Here is a 21287-nt window from a genome sequence, read left to right as displayed (position 1 = left end):
CCTAGCCTCCGCCGGCGATTCGCGCCGCAACCCGTGTCATGTAGGACGCCAGCGCGTCGCCCATGAAGGGCAGCAGCAGCAGCATCGAAGCGCCGACCACGATGATCTTGGGCACGTAGACGAGGGTCTGCTCCTGGATCTGCGTCAAAGCCTGCAGAAGCGATATGACGACGCCGATGACGAGGGCGATGAGCATTAGCGGGCTCGCCACCTTGAGGAAGGTGACGATGCCGTCACGAGAGACGTCGAGAATGTCGGCTCCGGTCATGGCTCAGACCGGCATCCGCATGATTTCCTCGTAGGCCGCTATGACCTTGTCGCGCACGGCGATGAGGGTGGAGATCGCAGTCTCCGATTCGGCCACGGCCGTGACGACGTCGACCATGTCGGCCTTGCCACGGGCGACGATGGCCGCCTGCTCGTCGGCCTTCTTCCCGGCCTCGGCGACGTTGCCCAGCACCTGTCCGAGGGCATCGGAGAAGCTCGGTCCCGCGGTCGGGGTCGCCGCCGCGCCCGGCATGGCGAGGCGCTGGGCGGAGGCATAGGCGCCTGCCGCGATGGTGGGACTGGCCATGACTCAGGTTCTCCGGGCGCTTACGCCTTCAGGATGTCGAGGGTGCGCGACACCAGCCTGCGGGTCGCGGTGATGACGTTGAGGTTCGCCTCGTAGCTGCGCTGGGCCTCGCGCATGTCCATCTGCTCGACGAGCGGGTTGACGTTGGGAAGCTTGACGTAGCCCGCGGCGTCGGCGGCCGGGTTTCCGGGGTCCTGGCGCTTTTCGAAATCGGCCTTGTCCCGGCGGACGCGGCCGAGCGCAACGGTCTGGGCGCCGAGATCGCGGTCGATGTGGCTTTCGAAGCTCACCACCTTGCGGCGGTAGGGATCGCCGCCGGGCTTCTGCGACGTCGAATCGGCGTTGGCGAGGTTCTCGGAGATGATGCGCATGCGCCCGGCCTGGGCCTTGAGGCCCGAGGCGGCGATGGCGATGGTGCGGACGAAGTCCATCAGTGCCTCACTTGCGCCCGACGGCGATCTTCAGGAGGGAAAGGCTGCGGCCGTAAAGTTCGGCGGCGGCCTGGTAGTCGCCCTGCGTTTCCGCGACCTTCATCATCTCGTCCTCGAGCGTGACGGCGTTGCCGGACGGGACGGTTTCGAACCGCTCGGCGCCGCGCGTTCCCGCCGAGCCCGAATCATCGCTCAAGTGCATCCCGGACGTTGTCGCGAGCCGCGTCATGGAGTCGAACGACTCCGATACGTCCCTGAGATCCTTGGGCTTGTAGCCGGGTGTGTCGGCGTTCGCGACGTTCTCGGCCAGGAGCTTCTGGCGTTCCTGCAGCCAGTGCAGCTTCGTCTTGAGGTCGGAAATGACGGGCAGTCCGATCCCGCTCATGGCGGCGTCTCCCATGTCCAGATAGGCAAAATCTGCCGTGGCCATGGTTAATTCCGGGTAAAGGTTTGCAGTGGATGGCACACCCGGTCGAAGTGCCGAACTTGACGCAAGATGGATTGCGCGCTTGCTATGATACTCGTCTCCGGTGAAGGCCTCCCCGGCCGCGCCGGATCACGTTCGCTCGGACCCAGGAGTCCATGCCCGTGCAGTCGCTGCTCGGAGTTGCCCTGCCTCCCGCCGTGGAGTGGGCCATCGCCTTTGCCATCATCCTCGTACTGCTCGTCATCTTCGCCATCGTGTTGCGCAAGCTGACCGGCGGCGGATTGGGTGTGTCCTCAGCGAGCCGCGGGCGTCAGCCGCGGCTGGCGATCGTGGACGCCTTCGATCTCGATCGTCAGCGGCAGCTCGTCATCGTCCGCCGCGATCATGTCGAGCATCTCCTCATGATCGGCGGCCCCAACGACGTGGTCGTCGAAAGCAACATCCTGCATGCGGCGGCCCGCGAGGCGGTGCACCAAGCCGCCGACGCGGTGCGCGGCGAGCCACGCCGCCTCGAGCTGCCGCGGGAGACCGTGCCGGAACGCCCCGAGACGGGGGTGCCCGCGCCTCCCGTCGCGGTCGCGGCACCGCCACCTCCGTCGCAGCCTGCTGCGCCGCCCTCTGCACCTGCCGAGCCGGAGCTCCGCTTCCCGCCGCGGCAGCAGCCCGTCCCGCCCGCCCCGGCTGCGGCTGCACCGGCCTCCGACAGTACGCGGCGCCCACCCCCGCCCATCACGCCGGTGCCCCCGGTTCCGCCGGCAGCCCCGCCGACGGCGGCCTCGGCACCGCCGCCCGGGCGCATGCCCCCGCCCCCGCCCGGACAGATGCGGACGCCCGTGCCCCCGCCACCCGCACCCCCGGTGACGGCCCGCGGAGCCCCGGAGGCTAGGCCGCAGGGCGCGCCGCCTCCCCCGTCCGGCATGTCCCCGCCACCCCCTCCGCCTGCCGCATCGGCGGTGCCTCCTCCGCCTCCGGCCGTCGCGCCAGGACGGCGGGAGCCGCCACCGCTCGAGGTTCCAGCCGCGACGCGTCGGCAGGACAACGAGGTGATGCCTCCGCCGGTGGCTCGCATGCCGGAGCCGCCGCGCCGCGAGCCGCCGCCTCCGCCCGCGCCTCCCCCGCCACCGGTCTCGGCAGCGCCGAAGCCGGCGGAACCGCCGCCTGCTGCTCCGCCCCCGCCGCCCCCGCCGCCGTCTTCATCCCCTCCGGCATCCAAGCCGGGACCGGCGGACGCGGCAGCAACCCCGCTCGAGCCACTGTCGGCAGACGGCGAGCTGTCGGAGATGGCGAGAAAGCTGGAGGAGGCGCTCAAGCGTCCCTTCGCCGCTGCGCGCCAGACGCCGGTTGAGGCATCGGCTTCGCCCGGACCTGGGGTCGGCGAGGCCCCTCGCCCCTCGCCCCAGGGAACTCAGCCCCAGCCGTTTCCACCAGCCCCGCTGAAGGCCGCCGTACCGCCGCCGCCCGGGCCTCCTCCACCTGCGCCGCCCAAGCCGGCTGCAGCGCCGCCGGAGGCGCCCGCTGCGGCAAAAACGCCGGAACAGCCACCCGCTCCGAAGGTGACCGGTCCTTCTGCACCGGACGAGAAGCCTGCACCGCCACGCGACGAGCCGAAGCCGGCGACAGCGCGTGCGCCCATGGCCCAGCCTCTGGTTCCGGTGGCAAAGGCACCGGACGGGCCTGCGATCGTGCCGAAGCCCGCCGAAGGCAGTCAGGCCGGCAAGCCGGTCGAGGTGATCGACTTCGACTCGCTCGAAGCCGAGATGTCGCGGCTGCTGGGCCGCGATCCCAGCCCGCGGGGATAGTCATCCACCGCGTGTCACGGGGGCGCAGGTGACCCGCGTCCCCGTGACCACTACCGTCCCGGCATGTCCGGGGCGATTCGCCATCCCCAATCCCGTCCACGCGAAGCCGCACGGCTGCGCGGTCTCGCGCTCGGCGTGGCCGCCGCGGTGGCGCTGGTACTCGCGGCAGGCCCGGCCAGCGCGCAAACGCTGACGCTGGACCTCGGCCAGGGCACCGGGGTCACCGAGCGCGCGCTGCAGCTCGTCGCGCTGATCACGCTGCTCTCGCTGGCGCCGATGGCGCTGGTGATGGTGACGTCCTTCACCCGCATCGTGGTGGTGCTCTCGCTGCTGCGCTCCGCCATCGGCACGCCGACGGCGCCTCCCAATGGCGTCGTTGTCAGCCTCGCGCTGTTCCTGACGGCCTTCGTCATGGCCCCGACCCTGCGCACCGTCTACGATACGGCTGTCGCACCCCTCGTAGCGGGGCAGATCCAGCCGCAGGTGGCCTTCGAGCGCGGAGCCGTGCCGCTGCGCGCCTTCATGCTCAAGCATGTCCGCGAGAAGGATCTCGAGCTCTTCATCAACCTGTCCACGGAGCCACGCCCCGGGACGCCGGAGGCGACATCGCTCACGACGCTGATCCCCGCCTTCATGATTTCGGAGCTCAGGCGCGCCTTCGAGATCGGCTTCATGCTCTACATCCCGTTCCTGATCATCGACCTCGTGGTCGCGTCGATCCTGATGTCGATGGGCATGATGATGCTGCCGCCGGTGACGGTGGCGCTGCCGTTCAAGCTGATCTTCTTCGTGCTGGTCGACGGGTGGAACCTCGTCGCGGGCAGCCTCGTGCAGAGCTACGGCGGCAGCTAGCGCGTCCGCCGGTCAGCCCTGGGCGGGAGCCTGCCCCTGCGCCCCGGCGCTGGGCTTCGACGGGGCAGAGCCTTCTGCCGGCTTCTCCGGAGCCTGGGCGCCCGCGGCAGGCTTCTCGCCTCCTGCCGTCTCGGGCTTCGCGCCATCGGCCGGCTTCTCACCTCCGGACGCTTGTGGTTTTGCGCCGTCGGCCGGCTTGTCGGCGGCAGCTGGGGCCTCGGGTGCCGCCGGCTTGCCGCCCTGGGGCTGGCGCGCGGGCACCAGCGGAGTGTCGGGATAGCGCTTGCGGAACTCGCCGAGGAACTCCGACAGCGTGTCGGCCGTCGCGACCTGCTTGGCGATGTCACGGTATTCGCCGGAGATGGCACCTTCGGGGGCAGTAAGCACCGTGAAGGCCCGTGCATCGGCGCTGTCGGACATCTTGGTCGAGAACTTCGCCCGCAACCGGTCCAGCGACAGGTTTTCCTCGCCGAGCCCGTAGGCGATGGCGGCGCGCAGCACGTCCGCGCGCTGCGCGTCCTCGAGCGGTGCCGGGGTCTGCCACGCGTCTCCGAGCAGCCGCTCATAGGCCTCGCCGGCCTCGCGCCAGCGGCGGCTCTGCCAGAGGATGTCGGTGCGCAGCCGGTCGACGTCCGCGCCCTCCTCGCTCGCCAGCATCTCCAGCGCCAGGTCGGTGCGCGACAGGTCGGACAGGGCACGCGCCTCGAGCAGCGAGCGGGCACGCCTCAGGTCGGCCGGCAGCTCCGACAACCGCGTGTCCTTCAGGGCCTCGTAGGCCTTTGCGGGCTGGCGGTTCATCAGCCGTATGACGGCCAGGCGCGTGGCGACACTGGAGCGGGCGGCACCGGAAAGCCTGTTGTCGACCTGGTGCTGCAGCAGGTCTGCCGCCTCGGTGAGCAGGTCGAGCGAAACGAGCCGCTCCGCCAGACGGCGGATCATCTCGTCGCCACGGCGTCCCGGCGGCGTGAACTCCTTGAAATCGAAATAGAGCGCGATGGCGTCCAGGCGTGGGATCGTGTCCGCCTTGTTGTCGAGGAACAGCGCCTCGAAGCGGCTGCCGGTATCGTCGTACAGCGCACGGGTGAAGTCGGAGTCGGGGTAGAGCTCGTTGGCCCGCCGCGCGGCGGAGAACGCTTCGCGCCAGCGTTCCTCCTCGGCGTAGAGCCGGCCGAGCAATGCCAGGGCCTCTGCCTCCACCGAGTCGCCTCGCCAGGTCACTGCCACGCCTTCCAGTTCGGCGATGGCGTCTAGGCGCGTGATGCTGCGGTCCTTGAGAGCGAGCGCCGCCCGGGCAAGGCGCGCCCGGGCCTGCACCGGACGCTCGGCCTTGTCGGCCAGCTGGGCGTAGGTCGCCAGCGCCTCGTCGACGCGCCCGAGGCCCTCGGCGACGCGAGCCCCCAGCAAGATCGCGCGCTGCCGCTGCAGCGGATCAGCTTCGAGCCCCTCCATCCGGTCGAGCACGCGTTGGGCGAGCCCGAAGTCACGGCCGACGATGGCCGCCTCGGCATAGGCCGGGCCCATCAGGCTCTGAAGATCTTCCGGATAAGCCGCCAGCGGCGCCTCCGAGCGGCGGAATCCAACCAGCGACTGCTGCCAGCGCTGCTGGATGGCATCGAGATAGGCACGCCAGAGGATGCCTTCCGGGTCGTCCCGCATCCCTTCGGACGCGAGGATCTTTCCAGCTTCGTCAAACCGGTCGGCGAAGATATTGGCGATCGCGGTCAGGAGCATCGCCGATCGGTCGCGGGCAAGGTCCGGCTCGTCCGACGTGGTGACGCTGAGCACGCCGAGAGCCTCCGGCGCCAGCCGGTTGGCGACGAGGAACCGCGCATAGTCCAGGCGAGCATCCCCCCTTCCGTGCTTCGACGATTCGGAGGCGGCGCGCATCAGGGCCCGACCCCGCTCGCGTATGTCGCCGGCCTGGCTCTTGCGCCAGGTTTCAGCGTCGACGACGAGCTTGCGCTCCAGGGCCGGCTTCCGGGTGGGCTGGTCGACGGCGATCGACACAGCCAGGCCGCCGTCCCGCATGATTGTGACGTCGTCCACTCCGACCTTCACGGCGACGTCGTCGGAATTGGGAACGATCGCCAGACCCTGTGCCGTGGCGATGGCCTTGAAGTCGACGAAGCTCTGCGCCTTGTCGAGACTGCGCGCCGTGTTGCGGCCGGTCACGACGGCGATGCGGTCCCCGACCTCCGGATCTTCGACCCAGTGGACGCCACCGGCATCCTTGTAGTCGGCACGCACGACGGTGCGCCCGTCGGAGTCGATCCCGTGGCCCAGCCGCACTGCCTCGGAGGGGCCCGCGACCTCGTCGCCCAGGGTCACCACCCAGGACCCCGGCGCGGCCGTGGCACGGACGAGCGGCGTCCTCGCCAGCGTCAGCCGCAGGATGGAGAGGCGCCCCACCCGCCGCACATCGACGCCTGAGACGAGGCCCGGCGCGACCATGCCGATCTGCGTCGGATCGAAGGGAGCCTTCGTTTCCGCCGCGATCCAGACGACCCCGGCACGGTCGAACACGGCGAGCGGCACCTTCGCGCTCAGCGGCAGGTTCAGCCTTACCGTGCCGTGCTCGGCGACCACCCCGACCTTCAGCGGCGTCTCCGCATCAGCCATGCCTGCACGGTCTTCACGACTGAAGGGCACCAGAGGCAGGTCTTCCGGCGTCGCAGGCGTCGGCGCACCTGCCGGCGTTCCGGCTGCGTCCGCGTGCGTTCCGCGTGGCGGCGATTCCGGCGAGCTGACGCCTTCGCCGGGCCTGTCGGCCTGCTTCATGCCCTCGGAGCCCCCGGCGGCCCCGGGCTTCGCCTCGGCGACCTTGACGTCCGGGCCCTTCGCTTCGGGCGCCTTGGCGTCGGCCGGCTTGGCGTCGCCCGGCTTGGCTGCGACCTTCGGGGCCGCCTTGGGCGTGGCGATGTCGATGCTGTAGTTTTCGTCCTCGCGGAAGCCGCGCACGTCGGTGGCCGCCGGGATGCCGAGGGTGAGCCTCATGCCGCCCGGCAGCGGCTCGGTTTCCACGGACGTCACCAAGGGCGGCAGTGCCGCACGCAGGCGGGCGGCGTCGAGGCGCAGGGGCGCATCGAAGACGATCTCGACGAGGTCGCCGGCCCGCGTCATCTCGACGGGCGCCACCTGCGGCATCTCGAAGACGACCCGGGTGAAGGTGGGCGTCGTCCCGATGCGGAAGGCGAGGTCCTTGGGTTCCTCGGAGGCGCGCTTGCGCGCCAGCATCCGGGCGGTCTCCTCGGCTTCCTTGGCGCGCTTGCTCAGCTGGTCGATGACGTCCTGCGGCAGGCCGGGCGGCATGCCCTTCCAGGTCTCCGGCAGCAGGTCGACGAACAGCTTGTCGCCGGCCTCCATCATGCTCGGCTTGAACGGCCTCTGCAGGGCGAAACGGATCGCCTTGCCGTCGGGATCGACGCGGACGGCCGAGACGTAGTTGGGCAGCTCGATCGTCAGCTTCTCCTGGGCGAAGCTGACGGGCTTGTCGAAACTGATGACGAGGACATTGTTGGCGGTGCGCACCGAGGCCTTAGGCAGACTGTCGAAGTCGAAGACGGCGCGGCCGTACCCCGCCATCTCCGCGCCGCGCACGGTCGCGCTGGCCGCCAGCGCGGCACCTGCCGCGAGTATCCAGGCCCCTGTCGCCGTGCAGGCGAGCAGGAACGCCCGCGCGCGAAGCGCGGAACTTTTCGCCGGCTCAACTGGATACCGCCGCGGGGCCATTACCGTCCGATCACGCTCCCGGCAGTGCCGGGACATCGCGACAGACTTAGGCATTAAGGGCTAACGCCGCCTTAAGCAGGCACGTCCGAACAGCCTCGCATCTTAAGGAAACGGGCTCCCGCCAAGCCCGCTAGGGCTTCTTCTGGGGGATGGCTTGAAGCTCGCCGGCCGGCAGCGCACCGCTCGCAGCGGCAGCCGGGGCGACCGCCGGCGGCGGCACGTTGAGGCTGCGCGCGGCCAGCTCCACCGTCAGGCGGCCAGCCACGTCAGGCGACATGGCGGCGAGGATCTCGGACATCTTGCGCGGGTTCATGGCCTGCACGACCGGGATCAGCACCTGCATGCTCAACTTGTCGAAGACGCGGGCGGCGTCCTTCGGCTTCATCGCCTCGTACATGACGACGAGGTTCTTCAAGCCGGCCTGCGGCTGCTCCTGCGACTGCTCGGCCTTCTGCGCCGCATTGCCCTCGAGGTTCTTCAGCTCGAGGATCCGCTGCTCCATCTTCTTGTCCGCTGCCTTCAACAGGTTTTCGCGGGTCTGCAGCTCCTGCTCCCGCTGCTCCAGTTCCTGCCGGCGCTTGGCCAGCCGCTCCAGAAGCTCCTTCTCGGCCTGCGACGTTGCCGGCGCTTCGAGGTCCACCTTGGTTCCCGGTTCGGGCGGCGGAGCAGGTGCCGGCTTTTTTTCCTTGGACGGAGACGCCGGCTCTTCCTTCGGCGGGGACGTCGAGCCCGTGACGAGAGGATCGGGCCGTTCCAGCGCAAACTGGGCGATCGGCTCGGCCGCTGGCTTTTGCGTGACGCTGAACTCGACCGCCTTCACGAGCAGGAGTGCCGCGGCGGCACCCGCCACCGCGGGGAACAACCGCAGCCTCAGGTCGCGCGCGACGGGCTTCCGGTTGAAAGAAAGCTTCACCTGGCCCCGCCTTGCACGCGCCGCTGGGCGCGCTCGGCGAAGGCCTGCGCGGCGGCGAGAGTATCCCGGACGCGCTCGCGTGCGGCAGGCACGATGGGTTCGGGAGCGCTCACCGGCTCGGCGGCACGGGCCACCGGCAACGGCCGCCCTCCGCTCGCGCTCTCGACGATGCGCGCGATGCGGGCGATGACGTCGTCTCCCGAGCGGATATGCGCCGCGAGGTCGTCGGAATGGCGCTCCGCGTCGCGCAGACGCCCGGAGATCGTCTCGTCGCACTCGACCACGATGGAGCGCAGCCCGGCCACAGCCCGCTCCGCCCGGTCCGTCGCCCCGACGAGGTCGGTGATGACCTTGCGCATAAGGGTCTCGTCGGCCTTCAGCGCCCGCAGCCGCCGGTCGAGCACGATGCAGTAGCCGATGGTCGTGGTCAGCAGGACGCAGACGAGGATCTCGATCAGCGAGTTGATCATTTCGAGTCCTTCCGGCCGGCGGCACTCGCCTCGTAGGCGGCGAAGGTTGTACGGGAGCGGCGCAGGTGACGCGCGACGCGCACGGCGATCTTGTCGCCGACACGTCCCATGCGCCCCTCCGTGAGGAGGACCTCGCCGCATTTGAGCTTCACCGGCGAGTCGGGCTCCACGTCGAGCATCAGCGTGTCGCCCACCTTCAGCGCCATCATCTTCCTGAGCGGCAGCTTGGTTTCGTAGAGGATCGCGTCGACGTCGGCCGTGGCCTGCCAGATCTCGGTCGCAAGGTGGTCTTCCCAGATCGGATCGCGGCCGAACTTCTCGCCCATGAAGCTCTGGAGCAGGAGCTCGCGGATGGGCTCGATGGTGGCGTAGGGCAGCAGGATCTCGATCGATCCGCCGCGGCCCTCCATGTCGATGCGCAGCTGCACCAGGATGGCGGCGTTGGCGGGGCGAGAGATCGAGGCGAAGCGCGGATTTGTTTCAATGCGGTCGATGCCGAAGCGGACCGGCGACAGCGGCTTGAAGGCCTGCTCGGTGTCCGACAGCACGATGTCCAGCATGCGCCGGACGAGGCTGGTCTCGATGGTCGAGTAGGGCCGGCCGTCGATGCGCACCATGCCGGACGTGCGGCGCCCGCCCAGCAGCACGTCGATGACCGAATAGGCGAGCGTGGAATCGACCGTGATCAGGCCGAAATTGTCCCACTCCTCGGCCCTGAACACGGCGAGGATGGTCGGCAGCGGGATCGAGTTGATGTAGTCGCCGAAGCGCACCGAGGTGATGTCGGAGAGCGAGACTTCGACGTTGTCGGAGAAGAAGTTGCGCAGGCTCGTCGTCAGCAGCCGCACGAGGCGGTCGAAGACGATCTCGAGCATCGGCAGGCGCTCGTACGACACCATCGCCGAATCGACGATGGCGCGCAGGCCCGTCCGGTTGGACATCGAGCTGTCCTCGGCCGCGAAGCCGAGGAGATTGTCGATCTCGTCCTGGTTCAAAAGGCGGTCGACGCCGGCGTCCGCGACGTTGGCCGTCGCGGCCGCCTCGATCATCGCGGTCCATTCGGCGGCGATCGCGTCGCCTTCGGCACCGCCGCCAGCCGCGTTGTCGAAATCCTCGTTGGACACGGACGACGCCCCGCTACTGGATCAGGATTTCCTTGAAGAGCACCGCGTCCACCTTGGAAGGGTAGATGGCCACGTTGACGCGGCGAAGGAGCTCTTCCTTGAGCCGGTACACGCCGGCAGACCCTTCGAGGTCGGAGGCGCGAAGCTCGCGCGTGTAGACCTGGAAGGTGTCCTCGATGCGAGGCAGCAGTGGTTGCACCTCGGCGACCACCTTGGGGTCAGACACCTCCAGCGAGATCTTCAGCTTGAGAAAGCGAGGACGCTCCATGGTCTGCTGCGTGCTCGGCCCGGAGAGGTTGACCATCATGTCCTTGAGATCGACGTAGGCGGTCTTCTTGTTGACCGGAGAGTGCTCGTCGCCCTGGCCACCGTTTGCAGCGGCGGCCGCAGCCTCCTGCTGGTGCTTGCGCACGACGAACCAGTAATAGCCCCCGCCCCCGACGGCGCCGAGCAGCACGACGCCGGCGGCCGCCATGATGATGAGCTTCTTCTTGCTCTTCGGTGCAGCCTCGACCGCGCCGCCCTCTGCCGGTGCGGCGGCCTCTTCGGTTGCGTCCTTCTTCGGCTTCTTGGCCATGGTCGGAAAGGGTCCCGGGCAGAGACGGCGCACCCGGATCGGGACTGCGCCACCTGTCCAGAGACCTTCACTGCTCAAGGTTAACAGAGGTTTAAATCAGGGGTCAGACCGGCAGGATCTGCCGGGTCGAAATCGCCGGGCGGCGGGGAACGCCGGTGAATCAGCCTTGCAGAAATCGAGGCCAAGCCTCTGAAATATTTAAGGTTCATGTTCTCTTAACCGCACTGGCACGCCGGTTGCGGAGGATCTCTCGCCGTGACCGCGCTGGGGAGCGCCGGGGCCATGGCGGTTCAGGTCCTCGGGCAACCGGGGACAGCGGGAGATTTCCGATGGAGAATGCCCTTCTCATCGGCTTGTCGCGTCAGGTCGCGTTGCAGCGCGAGCTCGACGTGATCGCCAACAACGTCGCCAATATCGGCACGGCCGGGTTCAAGTCGCGTTCGCTGCGGTTCAGCGAGTACATGATGGACCAGGCGAAGTTCGACGCCTTCGACAAGCCCGACCAGCCGCTTTCCTACGTGGTGGACAAGGGCTCGGGGCTCGACATGACGTCGGGCACCATCGAGGCCACCGGCAATCCGCTGAACGCCGCCATCGTCGGCAACGGCCTCTTCGTCGTGAACACGGCGCAGGGCGAGCGCTACACCCGCAACGGCTCCTTCCAGCTCGACAGCACGGGCCGGCTTGTCACGTCCGAGGGCCAGGCCGTGATGGGCGACGGCGGGCCGATCTCCTTCAGCCCCAGCGAGACCGACATCGCCATCGGGCAGGACGGAACCATCTCCACCTCGGCCGGCCCCAAGGGCAAGCTGCGGATCGTGGCGGTCAATGATCCCAAGGCACTCCAGAGCGAGGGATCGAGCCTGATCAAGACCGATGCTCCTCTTCCGCCGGCCGGCGCCACGGTGCGCGTGCAGGGCGGCGCGGTGGAGCACTCCAACGTCCGACCCGTGATCGAAATGAGCCGCCTCATTGAGGTGAACCGCGCCTACGCGAACATCGCGGGGATGCTCCAGCGCAGCGACGACCTGCGCCGGAGCGCGGTCGAGAAGCTTGCCGGATTGACTTGAGGAGACTGACCGATGCGCGCGCTCTACACTGCCGCAAGCGGCATGGCCGCCCAGGAGCTGAACGTCCAGATCATCTCCAACAACATCGCCAACCTGCGCACCACCGGCTACAAGCGGCAGCGCGCGCAGTTCCAGGACCTGCTCTACGAGACGCTGCGCCGGGCCGGCACCTCGACGTCGGACCAGGGCACGCAGGTGCCCTCCCCCGTCGAGATCGGGTCGGGCGTGAAAGTGGCCTCGACCGGCCGGGTGATGTCGCAGGGCACGCTGACCCCGACAGAGAAGGAGTACGACGTCGCCATCCGCGGCGAGGGATTCTTCACGGTCGAGCTGCCGGACGGCCGCACCGCCTATTCGCGCGACGGCTCGCTGGAACTCGACAGCACCGGCCAGCTCGTCACGCATGACGGCTACCGGATCTCGCCGGCCATCACCGTCCCCACGAACACCACCGGCGTCACGATCAGTGCGACCGGCGAGGTGCAGGCAACCCTGCAGGGCCAGTCGGCTCCGCAGGTGCTCGGCCAGGTTCAGCTGACGCGCTTCATCAACAAGTACGGGCTCGAGGCGATCGGCGACAACCTCTACGTCGAGACCGCCGCCTCGGGGCAGCCCACCACCGGCAACCCCGGTACCGACGGCATGGGCAATCTGCAACAGGGCTACCTCGAGGAAGCGAACGTCAACGCCGTCACCGAGATCGCCAACCTGATCGAGGCGCAGCGGGCCTACGAGATGAACTCGAAGGTCGTGACCGCCGCCGACCAGATGCTGTCGTCCACCACGCAGATGTTCAGGGGCTAGCCGATGATCCGCCCCCTTCTTTTCGCCCTTCTCATCGGTTCCGCCCTGCCGCTGTCCTTCCCCGCCATGGCGCAGCAGCAGGCCCCGGCCGTTCACCCGGCCACCTACACGCTGCGCACCGACATCGTGGTCAAGAACGACATCGTCACCTTTGGCGACCTCGTCGAGGGCCTGACCGGACCGGCAGCCGCCGCCGCTGCCTTCCGGGCCCCCGACCTCGGGCAGATCGGCACGATCCAGGCGCCCCGCATCGTCGACGCCGCCCGCACCGCGGGCATCGCCGTCGAACCCGGCCTGTCGACGCAGGTGGTCGTCACTCGCGCCGCGCGCCGGCTGGCGAAGGCGGACATCGAGCAGGCGCTGCGCAAGGCGCTTGCTGCCCGATACGGCCTGACCGAGATCGACGTCCAGCTCTCCGGAGACCCGGCGTCGCTGTCCGCGTGGGTCGAGCCGGATTCGACCGGCGACCTCGACGCGGCCGACCTCGTCTTCGACCCCAAGTCGCAGCGCGTCCAGGCCACCTTGACCCTGCCGGGCAGCCGGGCGCTGACGCTGAAGCCGCTGCGGGCTTCCGGACAGGTGGTCGATTCCGTCGAGGTTCCGGTGCTGGCGCGCTCGATCAGCCGCGGCGAGACCATCCGCAGCGGTGACGTCGTGCTGGAGCGCCGCCCCCGCGCGTCCATCGCCGGAGCAGGCACCATCGTCGATCCCGGGCTGGTGGATGGCCGCGTCGCCCGTTCGGCACTGCGGGCCGGTGCCGTTCTGCGCGACGCCGACACCGCCAAGCAGGAGATCGTGCAGAAGAACAGCATCGTCAGCGTGGTCTACAGGATCCCCGGCCTGTCCCTTTCCATGCGCGCCCGCGCGCTGGAAGCCGGCGGGCTCGGCGACGCGGTTCTCGTCGTGAACCCCCAATCCAAGCGGCAACTCCAGGCCACCGTCACCGGACCCGGCCAGGTCTCGGTGTCGGGCAGCATGCCCGGTCCCGTCGCGCTGGCCCAGTGAGAGGCAGTTCCATGTCCGCCCACACCACCCTCCGCCTCCTTGCCACTGCCGGACTGGCAGCGCTTCTCGCGGCCTGCGGCGCCGCGGACAGGCTCGCGAACGTCGGCAAGGCGCCGGCGCTGTCGGCCATCGAGGATCCCACCTCGCAGCCCGGCTACCGGCCGGTACAGATGCCGATGCCGACGCCGGAGCCCGTCAGCTACGCGCCGAACTCGCTGTGGCGGCAGGGATCGCGCGCCTTCTTCAAGGACCAGCGCGCTCGCCAGATTGGTGATCTCGTCACGGTGCGGGTGAAGATCACCGACAAGGCCAACATCGACAACAACACCAAGCGCTCCCGCACCAACAGCACGACGATGGGCGTCGCCAAGTTCTTCGGTGCCGAAACGCAGAGCGACCAGTACCTGCCCGACGGCACCGACACCGGGAAGCTCGTCGACGGAACGTCGGACATGTCGAACGAAGGCAAGGGATCGGTGAAGCGCTCCGAGGACATCGTCACCAACGTGGCGGCCGTCGTCACGCAGGCCCTGCCCAACGGCAACCTCGTGATCGAGGGCAAGCAGGAGGTGCGCGTGAATTTCGAGGTGCGCGAGCTGATCGTGGCCGGCGTCATCCGGCCTGAGGACATCGAGTCCGACAACACGATCGACAGCGCCAAGATCGCGCAGGCCCGCATCGCTTATGGCGGCCGCGGCCAGATCACCGACGTGCAGCAGCCGCGCTACGGCTCGCAGGTGATGGACATCATCCTGCCGTTCTGACCGGCGGCGGGGCGGCGCGCTCCCCACCTGCCGCCCTGTCACCCGGGCCTCCCCGCTCCCGCGGGAGGCCCAACGCAAAGCGGCGCCCCGCAGGGGGCGCCGCTTTCGCTTGCAGACGTCGCAACCGCCGATCAGTCGTCGCGGTAGACGCGCTCGTTGCGCTCGTGGCGCTCCTGCGCCTCGATCGACAGGGTCGCGATGGGCCGCGCCTCGAGCCGCTTGAGGGAGATCGGCTCGCCCGTCTCTTCGCAGTAGCCGTAGGAGCCGTCCTCGATGCGCGCCAGGGCGGCATCGATCTTGGCGATCAGCTTGCGCTGCCGGTCGCGGGCACGCAGTTCGATCGCTCTGTCGGTTTCCGATGATGCCCGGTCCGCCAGGTCCGGGTGGTTCTCGCTCTCGTTCTGGAGGGCGGCGAGGGTCTCGCGGCTCTCCCGGAGGATCTCCTCCTTCCAGGCGAGCAGCTTGCGCCGGAAGTACTCGCGCTGCCGCTCGTTCATGAAGGCTTCGTCGTCGGATGGGCGGTACGCCGCCTCCAGTGTCATGGTCGCCATTGGTGCCTTTTCAGCCTCTGCAGCCATGTCCGAGGTCACTCGGAGCGCCCCCTCGGGCGGCGCGGACTATAGCGATGCGTCACAACCGCAGCAACGGCGTTGATGGTCATCGTCCCGTCGAAAAACGAGCCGATTCCACATGCGATTGAGGCGCCGCGCGGATGATCGCCGCGGTTCAGCGCCGAATTCGCCTTACCGGAAGAAACTGCCCTGCGTCAGGATTTGCGCGGTTCGAGCTTTGCGAGCTCAACTTCGGCGCGGATCTCGATCTGGGCGAGAACTTCGTCGAGCACCGCGTCGCCCGTCTCCTCGCGGCGCAGAGCGAGCGAGGTGCGCAGCCGGTCGAGGTCGCCCAGCGGCACGCGGCCTCCGAGCAGGGCGGCCTTCAGCCGGTCGAGCCCGTCCAGCAGGTCGCGCCCGCGCCTGGCCTGCCGCTTGCGGCGCTGCCCGGCATCGTCCTCGCCCTGCAGCAGGAGCAGCGCGTCGATGCCGCCGAGGTCGACGACCGCGCCGGCCGCGCCGGCAGGCCGGCTCTGGCCGCCTTCCTTCAGGCTGAATGTGCTCGATGCGCCGCGGCGCGCGGCAGGAGCCGGGGTGCCGACGCCAATCTTCGATTCCACGCGCATGGATCGCTCTCCTGCGGATGCTGCGCCAGCCTTGCCCCTGCATGGTTAAGGCATCGTTAAGCGCCCGGCAGGAATTGCCGCCCGCGCCCGGCCGGACCGGGCAAGCCGGGCCATGCCACCGCCCGGCTCCGGGCAGATCCGCGCGTTTTCGCAATAATCAGAGAGGTTTGCAGAAAGCTTTCTGCTGGCATGGCTTTCGCAACCACCCTCCCTGAGCGGCACGAAAGCCGTCTGGATCCCTGTGCGATGCGCTTGCTGCGACCCCTCTCCGCCCTCCTCGCCCTCGCTCTCGCGGCGGGCCTGGCGTTTGCGCCGCGGGCCGAGGCGAGCTCGCGCATCAAGGACCTGTCCTCCGTCGAGGGCGTCCGCCAGAACCAGCTCGTGGGTTACGGGCTCGTCGTCGGCCTGAACGGGACGGGCGACACGCTGAACAACTCGCCTTTCACCAAGCAGAGCCTCACGGCGATGCTGGAGCGCATGGGCGTCAACACCAAGGGCCAGACGCTGCGCACCGCGAACGTTGCGGCGGTGATGGTGACGGCCAACTACCCAGCCTTTGGCACGCAGGGCACGCGGCTCGACGTCACCGTCTCGGCGCTGGGCGATTCCAAGAGCCTGCAGGGCGGCACGCTGCTGGTCACCCCGCTGCTCGGCGCCGACGGCGAGGTCTATGCCGTGGCGCAGGGATCGGTGGCGATCTCCGGCTTCGAGGCGGAAGGTGATGCCACAAAGGTCACCCGCGGCGTTCCCACCGTGGGGCGCATCGCCAACGGCGCGCTGGTCGAGCGTGAGATCGACTTCCAGTTCAAGCAGCTGCGAACCCTGCGGCTCGCCCTGCGCAACCCCGACCTGACGACGGGAAAACGCATCGCCGCCGCCATCAACGACTTCCTCGGTGGTGACGCGGCGGAGCCGGTCGACCCCTCGACGGTGCAGATCGCCATCCCGCCGCGCTACGTCGGCAACATGGTGCAGCTCCTCACCGAGATCGAGCAGCTGCGCGTCGACCCCGACCAGGGCGCGCGCGTGGTCATCGACGAGCGGTCCGGCATCATCGTCATGGGCAAGGATGTGCGAGTTTCCACCGTCGCCATCGCCCAGGGCAACCTCACGGTCACCGTCACCGAGCAGCCGGTCGTCAGCCAGCCAGACCCCTTCTCGAACGGCGAGACGGTGGTGGTGCCGCGCACGGGCGTGCAGGTCGACACGCAGTCCAAGAACAAGCTGGCGGTCGTGCGCGAGGGCGTGACTCTGCGCGAGCTCGTCGACGGATTGAATGCACTCGGCATCGGCCCGCGCGACATGATCTCCATCCTGCAGGCGATCAAGGCCGCCGGCGCCCTCCAGGCCGAAATCGAGGTGATGTGATGGACGCAGCGCGCGCCTATTCCGCCAGTGCCTATGCCCCCGCCCGCTCAGGCGCGTCATCGGCCTTCACCCCGGCCACCGCGATCGCACAGGGCGGCAAGAACCGCGATCCCAAGCTCTGGAAGGTGGCGCAGAACTACGAGTCGATGTTCCTCGAGAACGTCATGAAGCAGATGACGTCCGGCCTGACGGGCGAAGGCCCTCTCGGCACCGAGGGTGACGGCGGCGAAATCTGGCGCGGCATGCTCGTCGACCAGTACGCCCAGAAGATCGGCAAGACCGGCGGCGTCGGCATTGCCGACAACGTCTACCGCGAACTCATCCGCGTCCAGGAAGGAGCCTGAGATGGCAGCGCCAGAACAGCAGCCCATCCCGTCGGTCAGCGGCCCGGCGGATGCCGAGAGCCTCGCCGCGGCCATTGTCGAGCAGATCACGACGCTGGAGCGCATCATCCAGGATGAGACCGGCTTGCTGAAGGAGTCGCGCCTGCGCGACGCCGCCGCCCTCGCGGACGCCAAGAGCGACGCGGCGCGCCGGTACGTGCATGCGCTCGATGCGCTGAAGGCGAATGCGATCGCGCTGGCGCGCTGGTCGCCGCAGGGTGTCGCCAGGCTCAAGGCGGCCCAGGCCCGTCTTGCGGAGGCTCTGGGCGTCAACATGGCCGTGCTGGCGACCGCACGCTCGGTGTCGGAGGGCATCGTGCGCAGCCTCGCGGCCGAGGTCGCGGCGCCCCGGACGCTGACGACCTATGGCGCAGGCGGCAGGAGTCAGCCGGGCACGCGGCAGGCGGCGACTCCGCTCATGGTGTCGCGCACCTTATAAAATGCCAAGGCAGCGTTTGCCGGCGCGATTTTCACGCGATTGATTCGTATTTGAGGCTTTACCTCAACGGGCGCTTTATCCCGGTGGACGCATAGTCCTTTCAGGGTCCTCGTGACCGCTGGAAACCGGGAGGCGTCCCATGGACGTCGGCATCACCATCAGGACGCAGGCGCCCGCCACGCAGGCGATCGCGCGCACCGATGTTGCGCCTGCCTCGCCGCAGTCCACCCCCACCGACCTGCCGGCTGAGAAGACCGTCACCCCGGCCACGACGGGCGACGCGATCCGCTACGACCTCTCCGACAGTGCCAGGCGGCTGCAGAAGGCCGCCGAGGCCCTGCGCCAGGCCGTGGACCGCAACCTCGAGACCGATCCGCGGACCCGCGAGCTCGTGCTCAAGGTGACCAGCCGCTCCACGGGCCAGGTCGTTCAGCAGATCCCGGACGAGCAGCAGCTGAAGCTGCGCGCCTATATCCGCTCCATGATGGCGAAGGACAGCGGCGGCCAGCACACCGGCGACCTCGTCGCCAAGACGGCCTGAGCTCGTTCGGGAGCCTCCCCAGCGTCCGCTTCGCTGCAGGTCCGCAGGTCTACGTCCCCAAAGTTGCAAACCTAAATACTTGAGACTGTAAGTTGAAAATACCACGAATACGTTCGACGGATAAAATTCGATACGTTTTATTTAGGGGTCCAAAGCATCTTCCATGACGTGGCCCCCGCAGAAGGCGGGCGATGACATCAGAAGGTGTATCATGGTTAGCGCACTCACCGCCTCACAGCGCCAGGCACTCTCGGGCCTCCTGGACGTCAATTCCGGCCTGAACTCCGTCAACGGGCGCATCCAGACGGGCAAGAGCATCAGCTCCATCCTGGACGGCCCCGCCGCCTTCCTGCAGTCCGAGCGGCTGAACACCCGGGCGAACAACCTCCTCGAGGTCAACAAGTCGCTCGACCTCACGCTCTCCGCGGTCTCGGCGGCTCAGACGGGCATTGACAAGATCAAGAAGGACCTCAGCAACTCGCTGACCGAGCTCAAGACCCTGCAGGGGACGAAGCAGCAGGCCGCGGCCACCACCGGCGCCGCGCAGAACGAGACGATCCGCGGCATCACTCGGACGGTCACGACGGAAACCGGAACGGTCACCGGCACGGCGCCGAACCCGGGCCGCCAGGCTGTCTCGGCCAACCGCAGGATCTTCGGTACGACAGCGAGCCCCAGCGCAGCCGCGGACGGAAACTTTGGCCTGAACCAGACGAACGGCCTGAAGCTGGAAGTGTTCACGGCAGGTGCGGCCGGTGTGAACGTGCCTGTCGGCAGCGCCATCAGCTTCACGTCCAACGACACCACCACCGGCAACCTTCAGGACCTGACCATTGGGGACGTGGTCCGCAAGATCAACAGGCAAAACCTCAGCATCACCGTCGGAGCGGTGACAGAGCAGGTCACCGCGTCGATCGACAACTCCGGCAGCGTGGCCATCCGCACCCAGACGGCGGGCGGCGCTCCCGGCACCTTCAACTTCAAGATGAGGTTCTCGCCGGCGAATACTAACAACGACCTCAACAACAGCCTCGGCTTTGGCCCCATGCAGCCTGGTCAGGCGCAGACAAACAGCTTCGCCACGACCTCGCTCCCCCCCTCGGCCGACACCTTCACGCCACCGGGCCTGACGGGGGCGCTGGCGCAAGCCATGGCGACCCGGAGCGTCTTCGATGACGACGCCGTTACGACAAACAACGGAATCTCGTGGGATACCAACAACAGCAGGCTGAACGGCGGCTCCATCGGCGTGGCCACGGGCGGGACGCTCGCCGTCAAAATCGCGGGTCCCGGGCTCAATGCCACGCCCACCTATCTCACCGTGATTCAAACGGATATCGCAGCCAACAACACACTCACGGGTCTGGCGAACCAGCTGAACACCCTCGTGCGGGCGCAGAACCTCCAGGGCCTGAGCTTCTCCGTCGATCAGCAGACGGGCAATCTGACAGTACGCTCGTCCCTGGGCTCCACGGTCTCGTTCGGCTCCGGCGCGGACATCCCGGCGGCGAGGGCCTCCGCCGATACGAGGGCTCTCAACAGCAATTTCGGCTTCAACCAGAACTTCACAACGGTCGGTACACGGACCCCAGCCTTGACCGACTTCGTCGCGGACGCATCGGCGGTGTCGCTTGTCGCCACAACCGACGTTGAGCGGAGGGATCCGACCCTCTTCCAGGCCGGCGACGTTTTCAGCATGCGCGTGGTCGACACCACCAACGGCCAGGCGAAAACCGCCTACTTCAAAGCCGTGGACACGACCAACAACCAGAACATCGGCAATGACGGGCTGACGGCCGACAACCCGCAAACATTTCAGAACATGAAGGAACTACAGGACGCCATCAACAAGGTGTTCAATACAGGCCAGGTCCAGGCGCGGACGGTCCTATCGGGGGGAACCGGCTCGACGGCGAGTTCGTTCCAGTTCCAACTCCAGCTCGATGCAGACCAGGCGCTGGAAATCGAGCAGATCGCCAATGGCGGCGACGGAACCCTGGCGGGAACGCGGGATGGCCTGCCCCTGATCAAGAACTCCGCCAACGCTCTGGACGTGATTTTCGGTAGCTCCACCGGCACAAACCCGGGCCAGCTCGCCTCCACCATGTCGGCCGAGAAGCTGCTGACCTCCGGTGACATCCGCGACCCCGCCACGATGCAGGCCACCAGCCGCAAGGACGACTACGGCAAGAAGATCACCTATCTCCGCAATGCCGGCGTGGCCGGAGTCGATGCGGACCCGAGGCGCAGGGCGTCGGCGGACTCGCTCGCCAAGATCCTCGACACTGTCCAGTCGTCTGTGGACACCGCCTCGGTGGCCGGCCAGCCTAACCTGCTGCTTGGCGCTCCGCTTGACGCTGTGATCGATGACAAAGGCAGGTCGGTCCGGATCTCGCTCGGCGAAAGCGTATCGACACCGACTCTCGGTTTCCAGCTGAACGCCGGAACGACCACCTACACGCTCCTCGCGGGTGGCCTCGGCACGGACGCCGACCTGACGAACGCGATGAACGCTGTCCAGCAGGCCATCGACAAGCTCGACGGCATGCGCTCCTCGCTCGGCGGCCAGTCAGGCCTCCTGGTGAACTCCAAGGACTACAATGCCGACATCTCCAAGACCCTGGGCGATGCCGCCGCCAAGCTCACGGCGTCCGACACCACCGCCGATGCGTCCGAGATGAAGGCGCTGGACATGCGCTACACGCTGTCCATGAGCGCGATGGGCATCCTGAACAACTCGATAATGTCCGCCGCGCAGATGCTGCGCTGATCCGGACCGCCATTTTCGTCAGGGGGGCTAGTGGCCCCCCTGATCGATTCCAGGACGGCCGCCATTGCAA

General features: G+C 68.2%; 22 protein-coding genes. 11 read left to right on the top strand and 11 right to left on the bottom strand.

Annotated elements, in window-relative coordinates; genetic code table 11:
- Position 1: 1 nt before the first annotated feature.
- Genes fliQ through AC5JCN_RS04020 form a run of 4 tightly spaced genes read right to left on the bottom strand, consistent with a single transcriptional unit; the run spans position 2 to position 1390 of the window.
- The gene (gene fliQ, locus AC5JCN_RS04035) at positions 2 to 268 is read right to left on the bottom strand and encodes a flagellar biosynthesis protein FliQ (RefSeq protein WP_495753711.1); all 267 of its coding nucleotides are present in this window, start codon (positions 266 to 268) and stop codon (positions 2 to 4) included.
- Between the two features lie 3 nt (positions 269 to 271).
- Positions 272 to 574: a flagellar hook-basal body complex protein FliE gene (gene fliE / locus AC5JCN_RS04030; protein WP_495753710.1), complete on the bottom strand. Its 303-nt coding sequence runs from the start codon at positions 572 to 574 to the stop codon at positions 272 to 274.
- A gap of 20 nt (positions 575 to 594) precedes the next feature.
- Positions 595 to 1005, bottom strand: a complete 411-nt coding sequence (gene flgC, locus AC5JCN_RS04025) for a flagellar basal body rod protein FlgC (RefSeq protein ID WP_495753709.1) — start codon at positions 1003 to 1005, stop codon at positions 595 to 597.
- Between the two features lie 7 nt (positions 1006 to 1012).
- A complete protein-coding gene (locus AC5JCN_RS04020; protein ID WP_495753745.1) occupies positions 1013 to 1390 on the bottom strand; it encodes a flagellar basal body protein in 378 nt (125 codons plus the stop codon).
- A 203-nt stretch (positions 1391 to 1593) separates the two neighbouring features.
- Here AC5JCN_RS04020 and AC5JCN_RS04015 point away from each other — a divergent pair, with 203 nt between their 5' ends.
- Positions 1594 to 3231: a hypothetical protein gene (locus AC5JCN_RS04015; protein ID WP_495753708.1), complete on the top strand. Its 1638-nt coding sequence runs from the start codon at positions 1594 to 1596 to the stop codon at positions 3229 to 3231.
- A gap of 63 nt (positions 3232 to 3294) precedes the next feature.
- Entirely contained in the window at positions 3295 to 4083 is a 789-nt protein-coding gene (fliP, locus tag AC5JCN_RS04010; protein ID WP_495753707.1) for a flagellar type III secretion system pore protein FliP, read from the top strand.
- A 12-nt stretch (positions 4084 to 4095) separates the two neighbouring features.
- Here fliP and AC5JCN_RS04005 read toward each other — a convergent pair whose 3' ends face one another.
- From AC5JCN_RS04005 to fliL, 5 genes are all read right to left on the bottom strand, one after another.
- Positions 4096 to 7812 carry a hypothetical protein gene (locus AC5JCN_RS04005; RefSeq protein ID WP_495753706.1) on the bottom strand — a complete coding sequence of 1239 codons (3717 nt, stop codon included), beginning with the start codon at positions 7810 to 7812 and terminating at the stop codon, positions 4096 to 4098.
- Positions 7813 to 7942: 130 nt separating this feature from the next.
- Entirely contained in the window at positions 7943 to 8725 is a 783-nt protein-coding gene (locus AC5JCN_RS04000; RefSeq protein WP_495753705.1) for a MotE family protein, read from the bottom strand.
- On the bottom strand, positions 8722 to 9195 hold the full coding sequence (locus AC5JCN_RS03995; protein ID WP_495753704.1) for a DUF6468 domain-containing protein: 474 nt from the start codon (positions 9193 to 9195) through the stop codon (positions 8722 to 8724). Before AC5JCN_RS03995 ends, AC5JCN_RS04000 begins: the two co-directional genes overlap by 4 nt.
- Complete coding sequence (gene fliM, locus AC5JCN_RS03990; protein WP_495753703.1) at positions 9192 to 10319, bottom strand: flagellar motor switch protein FliM; 1128 nt, start codon at positions 10317 to 10319, stop codon at positions 9192 to 9194. Before fliM ends, AC5JCN_RS03995 begins: the two co-directional genes overlap by 4 nt.
- Positions 10320 to 10332: 13 nt before the next feature.
- Entirely contained in the window at positions 10333 to 10896 is a 564-nt protein-coding gene (gene fliL, locus AC5JCN_RS03985; protein ID WP_495753702.1) for a flagellar basal body-associated protein FliL, read from the bottom strand.
- A 329-nt stretch (positions 10897 to 11225) separates the two neighbouring features.
- Here fliL and flgF point away from each other — a divergent pair, with 329 nt between their 5' ends.
- Genes flgF through flgH form a run of 4 tightly spaced genes read left to right on the top strand, consistent with a single transcriptional unit; the run spans position 11226 to position 14539 of the window.
- On the top strand, positions 11226 to 11966 hold the full coding sequence (gene flgF / locus AC5JCN_RS03980; RefSeq protein WP_495753701.1) for a flagellar basal-body rod protein FlgF: 741 nt from the start codon (positions 11226 to 11228) through the stop codon (positions 11964 to 11966).
- 12 nt (positions 11967 to 11978) lie between these two features.
- The gene (gene flgG / locus AC5JCN_RS03975; protein ID WP_495753700.1) at positions 11979 to 12770 is read left to right on the top strand and encodes a flagellar basal-body rod protein FlgG; all 792 of its coding nucleotides are present in this window, start codon (positions 11979 to 11981) and stop codon (positions 12768 to 12770) included.
- 3 nt (positions 12771 to 12773) lie between these two features.
- Positions 12774 to 13775 (top strand): flagellar basal body P-ring formation chaperone FlgA, encoded by a 1002-nt coding sequence (gene flgA, locus AC5JCN_RS03970; protein ID WP_495753699.1) that lies wholly within the window; start codon positions 12774 to 12776, stop codon positions 13773 to 13775.
- A gap of 11 nt (positions 13776 to 13786) precedes the next feature.
- Positions 13787 to 14539, top strand: coding sequence for a flagellar basal body L-ring protein FlgH (flgH, locus tag AC5JCN_RS03965; RefSeq protein ID WP_495753698.1), 753 nt, complete (start codon positions 13787 to 13789; stop codon positions 14537 to 14539).
- 131 nt (positions 14540 to 14670) lie between these two features.
- On the opposite strand, the gene dksA is transcribed toward flgH, so the two are convergent.
- Both dksA and AC5JCN_RS03955 read right to left on the bottom strand, forming a co-directional pair.
- Positions 14671 to 15090, bottom strand: a complete 420-nt coding sequence (dksA, locus tag AC5JCN_RS03960) for an RNA polymerase-binding protein DksA (RefSeq protein ID WP_495753697.1) — start codon at positions 15088 to 15090, stop codon at positions 14671 to 14673.
- A gap of 215 nt (positions 15091 to 15305) precedes the next feature.
- Positions 15306 to 15716: a flagellar assembly protein FliX gene (locus tag AC5JCN_RS03955; RefSeq protein WP_495753696.1), complete on the bottom strand. Its 411-nt coding sequence runs from the start codon at positions 15714 to 15716 to the stop codon at positions 15306 to 15308.
- 246 nt (positions 15717 to 15962) lie between these two features.
- Between AC5JCN_RS03955 and AC5JCN_RS03950 the strand changes: the two genes are divergently transcribed.
- The 5 genes from AC5JCN_RS03950 (at position 15963) to AC5JCN_RS03930 (ending at position 21217) form a co-directional block, all read left to right on the top strand.
- On the top strand, positions 15963 to 17084 hold the full coding sequence (locus tag AC5JCN_RS03950; protein ID WP_495753695.1) for a flagellar basal body P-ring protein FlgI: 1122 nt from the start codon (positions 15963 to 15965) through the stop codon (positions 17082 to 17084).
- A complete protein-coding gene (locus tag AC5JCN_RS03945) occupies positions 17084 to 17428 on the top strand; it encodes a rod-binding protein (RefSeq protein ID WP_495753694.1) in 345 nt (114 codons plus the stop codon). Before AC5JCN_RS03950 ends, AC5JCN_RS03945 begins: the two co-directional genes overlap by 1 nt.
- A 1-nt stretch (position 17429) precedes the next feature.
- The gene (locus AC5JCN_RS03940; protein WP_495753693.1) at positions 17430 to 17906 is read left to right on the top strand and encodes a hypothetical protein; all 477 of its coding nucleotides are present in this window, start codon (positions 17430 to 17432) and stop codon (positions 17904 to 17906) included.
- A gap of 139 nt (positions 17907 to 18045) precedes the next feature.
- The gene (locus AC5JCN_RS03935; protein ID WP_495753692.1) at positions 18046 to 18447 is read left to right on the top strand and encodes a flagellar protein FlaG; all 402 of its coding nucleotides are present in this window, start codon (positions 18046 to 18048) and stop codon (positions 18445 to 18447) included.
- Between the two features lie 211 nt (positions 18448 to 18658).
- Positions 18659 to 21217: a hypothetical protein gene (locus AC5JCN_RS03930; protein ID WP_495753691.1), complete on the top strand. Its 2559-nt coding sequence runs from the start codon at positions 18659 to 18661 to the stop codon at positions 21215 to 21217.
- Positions 21218 to 21287: the final 70 nt, after the last annotated feature.

The sequence above is a fragment of the Alsobacter sp. genome (assembly GCF_059501845.1).
Note: the sequence above shows the minus strand (reverse complement) of the source record. Positions and strands in the feature narration are given on the sequence as shown.